General features: G+C 62.9%; 10 protein-coding genes. 7 read left to right on the top strand and 3 right to left on the bottom strand.

Translation table 11 applies throughout. The features are described from left to right. Positions 1–78 precede the first annotated feature (78 nt). Positions 79–1,083, bottom strand: coding sequence for a hypothetical protein (locus NKL06_RS19070; RefSeq protein WP_023808054.1), 1,005 nt, complete (start codon positions 1,081–1,083; stop codon positions 79–81). Positions 1,084–1,430: 347 nt separating this feature from the next. On the opposite strand from NKL06_RS19070, the gene glmM reads away from it, so the two are divergent. From glmM to serA, 5 genes are all read left to right on the top strand, one after another. After that, positions 1,431–2,783 carry a phosphoglucosamine mutase gene (glmM, locus tag NKL06_RS19075; protein WP_023673591.1) on the top strand — a complete coding sequence of 451 codons (1,353 nt, stop codon included), beginning with the start codon at positions 1,431–1,433 and terminating at the stop codon, positions 2,781–2,783. Between the two features lie 251 nt (positions 2,784–3,034). After that, positions 3,035–3,880, top strand: a complete 846-nt coding sequence (locus tag NKL06_RS19080) for an outer membrane protein (protein ID WP_023694607.1) — start codon at positions 3,035–3,037, stop codon at positions 3,878–3,880. 229 nt (positions 3,881–4,109) lie between these two features. Beyond that, positions 4,110–4,970 carry an outer membrane protein gene (locus NKL06_RS19085; protein ID WP_023694608.1) on the top strand — a complete coding sequence of 287 codons (861 nt, stop codon included), beginning with the start codon at positions 4,110–4,112 and terminating at the stop codon, positions 4,968–4,970. A 201-nt stretch (positions 4,971–5,171) separates the two neighbouring features. Beyond that, entirely contained in the window at positions 5,172–6,347 is a 1,176-nt protein-coding gene (locus tag NKL06_RS19090; protein WP_023694609.1) for a phosphoserine transaminase, read from the top strand. Between the two features lie 58 nt (positions 6,348–6,405). Beyond that, positions 6,406–8,007 (top strand): phosphoglycerate dehydrogenase, encoded by a 1,602-nt coding sequence (gene serA, locus NKL06_RS19095; protein WP_023694610.1) that lies wholly within the window; start codon positions 6,406–6,408, stop codon positions 8,005–8,007. 63 nt (positions 8,008–8,070) lie between these two features. On the opposite strand, the gene NKL06_RS19100 is transcribed toward serA, so the two are convergent. Both NKL06_RS19100 and NKL06_RS19105 read right to left on the bottom strand, forming a co-directional pair. Beyond that, the gene (locus NKL06_RS19100) at positions 8,071–8,535 is read right to left on the bottom strand and encodes a DUF2231 domain-containing protein (protein WP_023733022.1); all 465 of its coding nucleotides are present in this window, start codon (positions 8,533–8,535) and stop codon (positions 8,071–8,073) included. Positions 8,536–8,640: 105 nt separating this feature from the next. Next, entirely contained in the window at positions 8,641–9,546 is a 906-nt protein-coding gene (locus tag NKL06_RS19105) for a DMT family transporter (protein ID WP_023684196.1), read from the bottom strand. A 208-nt stretch (positions 9,547–9,754) separates the two neighbouring features. Between NKL06_RS19105 and NKL06_RS19110 the strand changes: the two genes are divergently transcribed. Further along, on the top strand, positions 9,755–11,053 hold the full coding sequence (locus NKL06_RS19110) for an adenylosuccinate synthase (RefSeq protein ID WP_023684197.1): 1,299 nt from the start codon (positions 9,755–9,757) through the stop codon (positions 11,051–11,053). Between the two features lie 75 nt (positions 11,054–11,128). Next, positions 11,129–12,769, top strand: coding sequence for a hypothetical protein (locus tag NKL06_RS19115; protein ID WP_286440138.1), 1,641 nt, complete (start codon positions 11,129–11,131; stop codon positions 12,767–12,769). The last annotated feature ends 22 nt before the right edge of the window (positions 12,770–12,791 follow it).

Raw genomic sequence — 12,791 nt, forward strand, 5'->3', positions numbered from 1 at the left:
GGGTGTGTTCGAGCGCAATAAAAAGGCCCGCGCATGCTGCGATGCGCGGGCCTCTGTCTGGAGAATATGGCTACGCGATCAGCTCTTCAGCTTGGCATTGCAGAGGCTGTAGAAGCCGCCGCCCTTCTGGATCCAGCGCAGGCCATTCAGCGTGTTGGCATCCTTGTTGGCGTAGTAGAGCTCGAGGCAGGTGTGCATGCGGCCCTTGGCCGGCGTCTCGCCGGCGTATTTCTTCGAGATCGCGGCCGGGAACTTCACGCCCTTGGGAGCGGTGACCGAGGGCTTCTCGGGCTCGCTGGTATAGGTCGCCTCGCTCGGAGCGGGCACGGTGTCGTCGTCATCTGCGCCTGCGCCGCATTCGGCCTTGCGGAAGTCGTTCCACTTCTTGCCGCCCAGAGTATTGGCAGACTTGGCAGCCTTGTACTTGGCGCTGCAATCGGCCATGCTCAGGCCCTTGCCGCTGCTGTCGGCAGCTGCCTTGGTGGTTGCCTTGGCGGGTGCTGCCGCGGCCGAGGCCCCGGCGGCGCATTCGGTCTTGCGGAAGTCGTTCCACTTCACGCCGTTCAGTGTGCCGGCGGCCTTTGCCGCCTGGTACTTGGTGCTGCATTCCTTGGCCGTCAGGCCCTTGGCGCCATCGTCGGTTGTGGCTGCGGCCTTGGTCGTGGCCTTGGCGGGTTCTGCCGCGGCGGATGCGCCGGCGGCGCATTCGGTCTTGCGGAAGTCGTTCCACTTTGCGCCATTGAGCGTACCGGCGGCCTTGGCAGCCTGGTATTTAGCGCTGCATTCCTTGGCCGTCAGACCTTTGGCGCCGTCATCAGCAGCGGCGGCGGCCTTGGTCGTGTCCGTCTTGGCCGCAGCGGCCTTCTTGGCTGCCGGCTTTGCGGTCTCGGTGGTGGCCGCCGCGTCGGTGCCGCACTCGGCCTTCCGATACTGATTCCAGGTCTGCCCGTTCAGCGTGCCGGCGTCCTTGGCGGCATTATACTTGGTACTACACTGGGCCATGGTCAGCGCGCTGGCGGGCGCCGCCATGAACAAGGTTGCGACGGCAAGACCCGTCAAAGTTGCAAGTCGGTGGATGAGCATGGCGTTCTCCCGTTGCTGCGCCCATAGGTTGTATCTGTGTCAATCAATAGCTCTCAACGCTAGGCTGCGCCAGATGCTAAACGGCGTTCTCCCGATAAGGTGATGGATCCATTGCGATCTGCCCCCTCCAACAGTCCGGCTTACCGGCCCAATCTGCGCGGTGTGGCCCAGTGTGAATGCTATATTGCGGCAACACCGTGTCATGGTACGTTGCCCAACGCTCCGAACAGCCTGCTACAATGATTTTCTAAGAATTGGTAATATACAATCACACAATGTGATAGTCGGGCTCGGACCAATTGTGGCATTACGAGCCGGCTGAAAAACCGACGGGGATTCTGGCAAGCATGGCAGGACGTTATTTTGGCACCGACGGCATTCGCGGGCGCGCCAACAAGTTTCCGATGACGGCTGAGATCGCGATGCGGGTCGGCATGGCCGCCGGCCTCTCGTTCCAGCGCGGCAGCCATCGCCACCGCGTCGTGCTCGGCAAGGATACCAGGCTGTCCGGCTACATGATCGAAAACGCCATGGTGTCCGGCCTGTGCGCGGCCGGCATGGATGTGTTCCTGCTCGGCCCGATCCCGACACCGGCGGTCGCCATGCTGGTACGCTCGCTGCGTGCCGATATCGGCGTCATGATCTCGGCCTCGCACAATCCCTATTACGACAACGGCATCAAGCTGTTCGGTCCCGACGGGTACAAGCTCTCCGACGAGATCGAGGAGCGCATCGAGAGCATGCTCGACAAGGATATCGAACTGGCGCTCGCCGATTCCGACGGACTTGGCCGCGCCAAGCGCGTCGACGGCGTGCATGACCGCTACATCGAATTCGCCAAGCGCACGCTGCCGCGCTCAATGTCGCTGTCGGGTCTCAGGATCGTCGTCGATTGCGCCAATGGCGCAGCCTACAAGGTGGCGCCAGCAGCACTTTGGGAACTGGGCGCCGAGGTCATTGCCATCAATGTCGATCCGAACGGTTTCAACATCAACAAGGAATGCGGCTCGACCCATCCGGCCGGCCTGCAGAAGAAGGTGCATGAAGTGCGCGCCGATATCGGCATCGCACTCGACGGCGATGCCGACCGTGTCGTCATCGTCGACGAGAACGGCACCATCGTCGACGGTGACCAGATCATGGCGCTGATCGCCGAGTCCTGGCACCAGAGCGGGCGACTGGCCGGCGGCGGCGTCGTCTCGACGGTGATGTCCAATCTCGGCCTCGAACGCTTCCTTGGCGACATGAAGCTGCAGCTGCATCGCACCAAGGTCGGCGACCGCTATGTCGTGGAACATATGCGCGCGCACGGGTTGAATGTCGGCGGCGAGCAGTCGGGCCACATTGTGCTGTCCGATTTCTCGACCACTGGCGACGGGCTGGTCTCGGCTCTGCAGGTGCTGGCCTGCATCAAGCGGCAGAACCGGCCGGTCAGCGAATTGTCGAAGAAATTCGAGCCGGTGCCGCAGCTGTTGAAGAATGTCCGCATCGCCGGCGGCAAGCCGCTTGAGGAAGCCACGGTCAAGGCGGTGATCGAAGACGCGCGCAACCGTCTCGGCAAGGCCGGCCGCCTGGTCATACGGCCCTCCGGCACCGAGCCGCTGATCCGCGTCATGGCCGAGGGCGACGACCCACAGCTGGTCGAGGCCGTGGTCAACGACATCGTCGACATTATTTCGGAAACGCGCAGCGCCGCCTGATTGCGCTGCGTCCAACGGCAGGGGCGAACTGCCGGCTCAAGACTTCAAGCCCGCCTGCAGGCGGGCTTTTTGTTTCGGCCAGGGTTGGTCCCAGCGTCATGCCGGCGGAGGCCGTTCGCTAAAATGTCGAGAATTCGTGGTTAATCGACAGGGTTAAACGCGTTTTAACTTTTGCAATCCATTATCCACAACTGAGGTCAAACACATTCGAGCGGATTCAAAGTTCCGACGGGTTCTCAGGGGTGACAAACATGTTCAATGCAGCAAAAATGGCTTTCCTTGCCGCGCTGTTCGCAGGCGTGGCCGGGCCAGTATTCGCCGCCGATCTGGCGGAGCCGCCAGTGGTCGAAGAGGCGCCGGCGCCGATCGCCTACGAGCAGCCGGCCGATTTCGGCGGCTGGTACATCCGCGGCGACATCGACTATCACTGGTCGAAGTTCCGCGGTGGTGACTATATTACCTACGGACCCGGCACGAACGACTTCGACACCGGCAAGCTCAAAAGCGCATTTTCGGCCGGCGCCGGTGTCGGTTACCAGATCAACCAGCATTTCCGTACCGATCTCACACTCGACTGGATGAGCAAGTCCAAATTCCGCGGCTCGACCAGCGGAACCTGCGGCGATCTGCTTCCTTGTACTTCCGTCGACACTTCGTCCTATTCGGCATTGTTGCTCCTCGCCAATGCCTATGTCGATATCGGTACTTGGCACGGCGTGACGCCCTATGTCGGCGCCGGCATCGGCGGTGCATGGCTGAAGTGGGATACGCTGCACAACACCGACAGGGACGGTTCGTTCGAGCACCGCGGCGGCAAAGGCTGGCGTTTCGCCTACGCCCTCATGGCCGGCGCCTCCTACTGCCTGACCGACCGCGTCAAGCTCGATGTCGGCTATCGCTACAGCCACATCAATGGCGGCCGCATGTTCGAATACGCTTCTGGACTGGGCGGCACCACCGGCGCTGGTCCGGGCTTCGATCGCGGCATCAATGTGCACGAAGTGCGCGGCGGCCTGCGCTACCAGTTCGGCCGGTCGGACTGCGCCCCGCCGCCGGAGCCTTACGAGCCCGAGCCCGAGCCGATCTACACCAAGTAAACGCTTCGAAACTTCCAGTTCGCGAACCGCCCGGCTTTTGCCGGGCGGTTTCGTTTGTGGTCTCAAAGAGACCTTCCAGACGGCGTTGACCGCCAGGAAAAAGCCCGGCGAAATCAATTCGGTAACGCTCCGTTATCCTTAACCCTGACTTAACCACTATGGTTAACAATGCTTGCTGAAACGGCGCCCGCGATTAAGGACGGGCGCCAATTTCAGGAGCCGGGGACCCATGAATTTCAAATTGCTGACAGCGCCGGCACTTGCCGCACTCGCGCTAGCGCTGCTGACGCCGGCGCAAGCCGCGGACTACGACCCGCCGATCTATGTCGATCAGGCGCCGGACTATCAACCGGTCGAGGTCGGCTCGGGCTGGTATCTGCGGGGGGATGTCGGCTACGCGTTCAGCCATCCCTTCGAGCATGAGGAAGCGACAACCGGCCCGCTTAACAGCTTTACCGATGAGAGCAGCCTTTTCACAGGCAGTTTCGGTATGGGGTATCATGTCAACGACTATCTTCGGGTCGAACTGAACGGCGGGATTCTTCCGACCGACAAATTCGGGGAACACGCCAAGTTGGCAGCCACTTGCGACGGCCATACGCTTGTGGACGACGGTTTTGGCACCATCAATTCCGTCGCGGCTACGCAGGCATGCGATCTTTCCGACAATGCTTCCAACAAAGGCTACAGCATCATGGCCAATGGCTATGTGGATCTCGGCACCTATGTTGGAATCACTCCATATCTTGGCGGAGGGGTCGGTGTCGCATACAATAAATATTACAGGAGCATTGGGGCGAAGGATTGCGTGGAAGTGGCCCCCAATTCGTCCGGCACGGGCGGGTTCTCTTGTGATGATCCGGCCGGTTACGAGGGTGCAACGGATAAGGAGGGCAAATTCAACCTTGCCTATTCGATCGGGGGCGGTCTTTCCTATCAGGTGGCCAAGAACGTGTCGGTTGACCTTGGCTACGAATATTTCTCGGTGCCGGGCGCCAAATACGTCGCTTATGACAGCGGCGCCTTCAACATCCACAAGGGCATCAATTATCAGACGGTCAAGCTCGGGCTGCGCTACGACCTCTGGTAGGCTGGCTGCAGATACGAAACCCGACGGCGGATCTCTTCGATCCGCCGTTTGCGTTTGGGCTCACGACATCCTGATCCCGGACTGCTTCTATCTTGTCAGCGACAAAAACTTTCCTCTTGACGCCTGAGGGCTGAACGCATATCGCCGTCCGTGGGCCACCCCTCCCCAACGAGGGGCCACTATCTGGAAGGATAGACCACGATGACGACGCATACGAAGCCCGGACTCCGTCCGGCAAACCCCAATTTCTCCTCAGGTCCCTGCGCAAAACGCCCCGGCTGGTCGGTCGAGGCACTGAAGAATGCCGCGCTCGGCCGTTCCCACCGCGCCAAGATCGGCAAGACCAAGCTCGAACAGGCGATCGAGCTGACGCGCGAAATTCTCCAGGTTCCGGCGGATTACCGCATCGGCATCGTGCCGGCGTCGGACACGGGTGCTGTCGAGATGGCGCTGTGGTCGCTGCTCGGCGAACGCGGTGTCGACATGGTGGCATGGGAAAGCTTTGGCTCCGGCTGGGTGACCGATGTGGTCAAGCAGCTGAAGCTCGCCGATATCAGAAAGATCGAGGCAGGCTATGGCGAACTGCCGGATCTCACCAAGATCGATTTCGACCGCGATGTGGTCTTCACCTGGAACGGCACGACCTCAGGCGTGCGCGCGCCAAATGGCGATTTCATTCCAGCCGACCGCAAAGGTCTGACCATCTGCGACGCGACCTCGGCCGCATTCGCGCAGAGGCTCGATTTTCAGAAGCTCGATGTCGTCACCTTCTCCTGGCAGAAAGTGCTGGGCGGCGAGGGCGCACACGGCATGCTGATCCTGTCGCCTCGCGCCGTCGAGCGACTGGAAACCTACAAGCCGGCGTGGCCGCTGCCGAAAATCTTCCGCCTGACCTCGGGCGGCAAGCTGATCGAAGGCATCTTCAAGGGCGAGACCATCAACACGCCGTCGATGCTGTGCGTAGAGGACTATCTCGATGCGCTTCATTGGGCGAAGTCGATCGGCGGTCTCGATGCGTTGATTGCCAGAGCCGATGCCAATGCCGCCGTGCTCGATGGCTTTGTCGACAAGTCGTCCTGGCTCGGCCATCTCGCGGTCGATGCGGCGACACGGTCCAACACGTCCGTATGTCTGTCCTTCACCGACGCCGATGTCGCGGCGCTCGACGCCGACGGGCAGGCGGCTTTCGCCAAGGCGATCGTCTCTGTGCTCGACAAGGAAGGCGTCGCGTACGACATCGGCTCCTATCGTGACGCACCTCCCGGTCTGCGCATCTGGTGCGGCGCCACCGTCGAGACCTCCGATCTCGAAGCGCTGCTGCCTTGGCTCGACTGGGCCTTCGCCACGCAGAAGGCTTCGCTGAAGGCCGCAGCCTGAGATTTCGTGGTGGCCTGCGGGCCGCCCTTTCCCGACAATCCAATTCAAGGAGGCCGCCATGGCGCCCCGCGTTCTCGTCTCTGACAAACTCTCCACCACCGCCGTCCAGATATTCGAGGACCGCGGTATCGAGGTCGACTATTTGCCCGATCTCGGCAAGGACAAGGAAAAGCTGCTCGAAGTCATCGGCCAGTATGATGGCCTTGCCATCCGCTCGGCGACCAAGGTCACGGAAAAACTGATCAACGCAGCGACAAGACTCAAGGTCGTCGGCCGCGCCGGCATCGGTGTCGACAATGTCGACATCCCCGCGGCGAGCCGCAAGGGCATCATCGTGATGAACACGCCCTTCGGCAATTCGATCACCACGGCCGAACATGCGGTGGCGATGATCTTTGCACTCGCCCGGCAGATCCCGGAGGCCAATGCCTCGACCCATGCCGGCAAATGGGAAAAGAACCGCTTCATGGGCGTCGAGATCACCGGCAAGACGCTGGGCGTCATCGGCTGCGGCAATATCGGCTCGATCGTTGCCACGCGCGGCGTCGGCCTGAAGATGCATGTCGTCGCCTTCGATCCGTTCCTGTCGGACAAGCGCGCCGAGGAACTCGGCGTCGACAAGGTCGAGCTGGACGAGCTTTTCGCCCGCGCCGATTTCATCACGCTGCACACGCCGCTGACCGACAAGACGCGCAACATCATCGACGCGGCGGCGATCGCCAAAATGAAGAACGGCGTGCGCATCATCAATTGCGCGCGTGGCGGGCTCATCGTCGAAGCCGACCTGGTCGCGGCGCTGAAGAGCGGCAAGGTGGCGGGCGCCGGCGTCGATGTGTTCGAGGTCGAACCGGCGGAGAACAACGCGCTGTTCGGCATGGAGAATGTGGTGGCAACGCCGCATCTCGGCGCCTCGACAGCGGAAGCGCAGGAAAATGTCGCGCTCCAGGTGGCCGAGCAGATGGCCGACTATCTGATCAAGGGCGCGGTTTCGAATGCCATCAACATGCCCTCGATCACGGCCGAGGAAGCACCGCGGCTGAAGCCGTTCGTCAAGCTCGCCGAAGTGCTCGGCGCCTTTGTCGGCCAGGTCACCGAGGACCCGATCAACGAGGTCGAGATCCTGTTCGACGGCTCGACCGCGACGATGAACACGCGTGCCCTGATCAGTGCCGCGCTTGCCGGACTGATCCGGCCGCAGGTCGCCGACGTCAATATGGTGTCGGCGCCGATCATGGTGAAGGAGCGCGGCATCATCGTCGCCGAGGTCAAGCGCGACAAGTCGGGCGTGTTCGACGGCTACATCAAGCTGACGGTGAAGACCGAGCACATGACGCGCTCGATCGCCGGCACCTGCTTCTCCGACGGCAAGCCGCGCTTCATCCAGATCAAGGGCATCAATCTCGACGCCGAGGTCGGCCAGCACATGCTCTACACAACCAATGCCGATGCGCCCGGCATTATCGGCCTGCTCGGCACGGTGTGCGGCGAGAACGGCGTCAACATCGCCAACTTCCAGCTCGGCCGCAACCGGCCGGGCGGCGACGCGATTGCGCTGCTCTATCTCGACGCGCCGTTCCCGGAAAAAGTGCTGGAACAGGTCAAGGCGCACAAGTCGATAGACTCGGCCAAGCGGCTGCAGTTCGACGTCAACGCGATGTAGTTGACGTCGTGGCGGACGCGGCGGTCCTCCCCCATCATTGGGGCGGCCGCCGCACAGGCCGGTTCAGGTCAATTCATCTGTGCCGTCGGAGACGCCCACGCGATGCCGATAGACCAATTCCCAGCCCTTCCAGCCTGTAAACAGCAGGACCAGAACCACGATCAGCGACAAGATAAAGCCGGTCGGGATCACAGCCGCCGCTCCACCGACATAACGCGAGTACCAGTTATAAAGCTCGATCAGCACGACGAGCACGTTGCCGCCGGCATGGAGCCATGCCGTCGTGAGATTGCGGATCTGAACATCGCCGAGAACGTCCGTCAGGCCGGTAAGAGCGGCCAAGGCGCCCATGATCAGGCCGGCGCCGAGAAGCCAAAGCGATCCGGTGACCCACCCGGGATCGGCTGTTTGCCAGAAAATCAGATCGCAAACGAAGGTGCCGACAAAGAAGGCGATCGGAAACGGAATCAGCATTGGATGAATGGGGTGACCGGCAATGCTTGCCGTGCTGCGAGGGTTATGGCTCATCTTGTTGCCTCCCACGCAAGCAAACTCCGCCAGAGGTAAAATGTTCCAGGTCGGCGCGCGGCAGCAGTTATCGCGACGGCGGCGCAGCGCGGCAGCAGCCAAATGTTATCCGCGGCGGTTCGGTGCCGCCATCTTGCGCCCGCTGTATTCGGCGAGCGAAATGCCGCCCAGCACCAGGACGAGCGCCAGCGCCTGGTAGAGCTGGAATGTCTCGCCGACGATCAGCACTGACAGCAGCGTGCCGAAGATCGGCACCAGATTGATGAACAGCCCGGCACGGTTGGCGCCGATCAGTTCGTTGCCCCTGATGTAAGTGATCTGCGAAATGACCGAAGCGCCGATCGCGGTATAGACGATGACCACCCAGCCGCTGATATCGGGGACGATAACCTTGCCGGCGGCGACCTCCCACAGGAAGAACGGCAGCGAGGTGATGAGGGCAGCGATCGCCAGGGACAACATCAGGCTCTGCCAGCGCATCACCGGCTTCAGCCGCAGCCCGACCGAATAACCGCTGTAGAGGACGACCGCGACCAGCATGATGGCGTCGCCGAAATTGAGTTCCAATGTGAGCAGCCGGCGCGGATCGCCGTGGCAGGCAGTCAAGATGACACCGAAGATGGTCAGCACCACGCCCGCAATCTGCGCCCAGCTCACGCGCAGGCGGAAGAAGAAGAAATTGGCAATGATGATCAAGACCGGCATCGCCGCCTGTTCGATCGAGACATTGATCGCGGTCGTGTAGTTGAGCGCGGTGTAAAAAATGGTGTTGAACAGAGTGAAGCCGCTGGCGCCAAGTGCAGCCAGCACGAACCAGTGTTTGCGCACCACCTGCCAGTCCTCCCTGATCGTGCGCCAGCCGATCGGCAGCAGGATCGCGACGGCCAGCACCCAGCGCAGGAAGACCAGCGTCATCGGCGAGACGTGATCGACCGCCAGCTTGCCGGCGACGGAATTGCCGCCCCACAGCAGGGTGGTCAGCAGCAGGAAAAGGTAGGCGCGTCGATGCATGCGGGATTCCGGCCGCCTGGGAAGTTGTGTTTGCCGGCCTATTGCCCCCGCCGACGCAAGTAAATGATGTCAAAGCCGAAAATTGTTGTGCCTCAGGGCATTTTCGACGGCAAAGAAAGGTCGCGCTTGCGAGGTCTTGACGCTATAGAGGCCTGTCGTTTCGAACCATATCCAGGCCGCCAGGGCGGCATCTCAAGGGAAAAGAAACATGGCCAATGTGGTGGTCGTCGGCTCGCAATGGGGCGACGAAGGCAAGGGCAAGATCGTCGACTGGTTGTCGGAGCGCGCCGACGTGGTCGTGCGCTTCCAGGGCGGCCACAATGCCGGCCATACGCTGGTCGTCGATGGCAAGGTCTACAAACTGTCGCTGCTGCCGTCGGGCGTGGTGCGGCAAGGCAAGCTGTCGATCATCGGCAATGGCGTCGTCTTCGACCCGCACGCCTTTGTCGCCGAAGTGGCAAAACTCAAGGCGCAAGGCGTCGAGGTCACGCCGGACCGCCTGAAAATAGCCGAAAACACCGCGCTTATCCTGTCGCTGCACCGGGAGCTGGACGGATTCCGCGAGGACGCCGCCTCCAATTCCGGGACGAAAATTGGCACGACGCGTCGTGGCATCGGCCCAGCCTATGAAGACAAGGTGGGCCGGCGCGCGGTTCGGGTGATGGATCTGGCGGATTTGGAAACGCTGCCCCTCAAGGTCGACAGGCTGCTGACGCATCACAATGCGCTGCGTCGCGGGCTTGGCCATGGCGAAGTCACGCATGAGGCGATCATGACCGAGCTGACCTCGGTCGCCGATGAGATCCTGCCCTATATGGACCGCGTCTGGAAAATCCTCGACGACAAGCGCCGCGCCGGCGAACGCATCCTGTTCGAGGGCGCGCAAGGCACGCTGCTCGACATCGACCACGGCACATATCCGTTCGTTACCTCGTCCAACACCGTTGCCGGCCAGGCAGCCGCCGGCTCGGGGGTGGGCCCCGGCGCCATCGGCTATGTCCTGGGCATCACCAAGGCCTATACGACGCGTGTCGGCGAAGGCCCGTTCCCGACCGAGCAGAAGAACGAGATCGGCGAATTTCTCGGTACGCGTGGCCACGAATTCGGCGTCGTCACCGGGCGCAAACGCCGTTGCGGCTGGTTCGACGCCGTGCTGGTGCGCCAGGCCGTCGCCGTCAACGGCATCAAGGGCATCGCGTTGACCAAGCTCGACGTGCTCGACGGGCTGGATGAGATCAAGGTCTGCACCGGCTACCGTCTCGACGGCGAAACGATCGACTATCTGCCGGCCAGCCAGGGCGCGCAGGCGCGTGTCGAGCCGGTCTACGAGACGCTCGAAGGCTGGAAAGGCACCACCGCCGGCGCGCGCAGCTGGAACGACCTTCCGGCGCAGGCCGTTAAATACGTCCGTTACATCGAGGAGCTGATCGGCGCACCCGTCGCGCTCCTTTCCACCAGCCCGGAACGGGACGACACGATACTTGTGACCGATCCGTTTCAAGACTAGTTTTCTGAAGCCTTTCCGGGCATCGCGGCCGATTTGCGGGGGCCGGCGCGGAAACAAATACAGGTCGACTGAAGCATGGCAGATTTCGTTGCTATTCTGAAAAAGGCGCTCGACAAGCACGGCGACGAAACGCCCGAAAAGCGTACGCGGATCTATGAAAGCGTTCGTACCATGCTGGCGAAGAAGCTTGCGGAGTATTCGCCGCCGCTGGCCACGGAAGCCATAAGCACGCAGAAGCGATCCCTGGAAGATGCCATCTCGAGCGTCGAGCGCGACTATGCCAGGGCGGTGCCGGCATCCGATCCGCTGGCGGAGCTGGAGCACATCTTCTCCTCCATCGACCGCAACAAGAACCAGTCCAGTCATGTAAAGCCTTCCGCCACGCCTGCGCCGGCCTGGCAGCCGGCGAAACCGGTGCAGCCGGCGCCGACCGCCAGGACAGAGCCGAGCTGGCAGAGGCCCGCGCCGACACCGCCGTCGCCTGCGGCGCGTGCAGAAACCATCGACAAGCAAGCCGTGGAGCTGGACGCCGACGACGACAGCGCCGATGTGTTCGCCAATGACGAGCAGCCGGTCGCGGACACGTTCCAGCGCCTGCGCCCAGCCGAGCGCAGGCGCAGCTATGGCGGGTTGATCGCGGCTGTCGTCGCGCTTCTGGTGGTCGCCGGCGGCGGCTATGGCATCTGGCTGAACAAGGATGCCTTTGGCTCGATGCTGGGCCTCGGCGGCGACACCAAGACGGTCTCGACCGAACCGCTGGTAAAGCCGGCGCCGGCCAAGCCCGCGGCCGATGCACCGGCACCGGCCGCTGCCGGCGAGGGAACGAAGTTCACCCAGCGCCTGTCGCCCGAAGGCGGTGAAACCGACCCCGGTCCCGCGGCCGGTCAAAGCGGCATCGGCGAGGGCGAGTCCGTCGCCGCGCTGACCACACCGCCCCCCCCGGCTCCAGCGCCACCTGCGGCTCCAGCGCCTGCGACCCCGCCGGCCGGCGACGCCGCAGCCACGGGCGCGCCCGCCACGCCGGCGCCCGACGCTTCCGCCACGCCACCGGCAACGCCGCCCGCCGATGGCGTCGCTCCGCCGGCCAATGGGGCAGCACCGGCTGATGCCGCCGCCACGCCGCCCGCTGCGCCGGCGGCCGCCGCTCCCGCGCCGACCGTTGCGGTCGGCCAGAAGGCGATCTTCTACGAGGAACGCACCTCGACCGCGCAAGGTTCGGCCGAACCCGGCAGCATCGTCTGGTCGCTGGTGCAGGAATCGCCCGGCGGCGACCTGCCGCCCGAGCCGGCGATCCGCGCCGAGGCGACCATTCCCGGCAAGGACATCCAGCTGCGCATGACCATCCGCCGCAATACCGACCAGACGCTGCCGGCCAGCCACATCATCGAGATGATCTTCCTGACGCCCGAGGGCTTTGACGGCGGTGGCGTCGACAACATCCTGCGCGTCGCCATGAAGAGTTCGGAACAGGATGCCGGCAGCCCGCTGATCGGCATTCCGGCCAAGATCGCCGACGGCTTCTTCCTGGTGGCGCTCAACGACACCAAGGCCGACGAGGACGCCAATATGACCTTGCTTCGAGGCCAGGACTGGATCGACGTGCCGGTGGTCTACAAGACCGGACGCCGGGCGCTGCTGACCATGGAAAAGGGCATTCCGGGCGAGAAGGTGTTCGACGAGGCGCTGAAGGCCTGGCAGGCCAAGACGGCAGGTTGACGGGCGGCAGTAGCGGCTGCCT

The organism is Mesorhizobium sp. C268A (genome assembly GCF_040324475.1).
GTDB lineage: Bacteria > Pseudomonadota > Alphaproteobacteria > Rhizobiales > Rhizobiaceae > Mesorhizobium.

Excerpts from the sequence above, each read along its gene's own strand:
- NKL06_RS19090 (WP_023694609.1), top strand. The coding sequence starts at position 5,172 with ATGACGACGCATACGAAGCCCGGACTCCGTCCGGCAAACCCCAATTTC.
- glmM (WP_023673591.1), top strand. The coding sequence starts at position 1,431 with ATGGCAGGACGTTATTTTGGCACCGACGGCATTCGCGGGCGCGCCAAC.
- NKL06_RS19100 (WP_023733022.1), bottom strand. The coding sequence starts at position 8,535 with ATGAGCCATAACCCTCGCAGCACGGCAAGCATTGCCGGTCACCCCATT.
- NKL06_RS19105 (WP_023684196.1), bottom strand. The coding sequence starts at position 9,546 with ATGCATCGACGCGCCTACCTTTTCCTGCTGCTGACCACCCTGCTGTGG.
- NKL06_RS19110 (WP_023684197.1), top strand. The coding sequence starts at position 9,755 with ATGGCCAATGTGGTGGTCGTCGGCTCGCAATGGGGCGACGAAGGCAAG.
- NKL06_RS19070 (WP_023808054.1), bottom strand. The coding sequence starts at position 1,083 with ATGCTCATCCACCGACTTGCAACTTTGACGGGTCTTGCCGTCGCAACC.
- serA (WP_023694610.1), top strand. The coding sequence starts at position 6,406 with ATGGCGCCCCGCGTTCTCGTCTCTGACAAACTCTCCACCACCGCCGTC.
- NKL06_RS19080 (WP_023694607.1), top strand. The coding sequence starts at position 3,035 with ATGTTCAATGCAGCAAAAATGGCTTTCCTTGCCGCGCTGTTCGCAGGC.
- NKL06_RS19085 (WP_023694608.1), top strand. The coding sequence starts at position 4,110 with ATGAATTTCAAATTGCTGACAGCGCCGGCACTTGCCGCACTCGCGCTA.
- NKL06_RS19115 (WP_286440138.1), top strand. The coding sequence starts at position 11,129 with ATGGCAGATTTCGTTGCTATTCTGAAAAAGGCGCTCGACAAGCACGGC.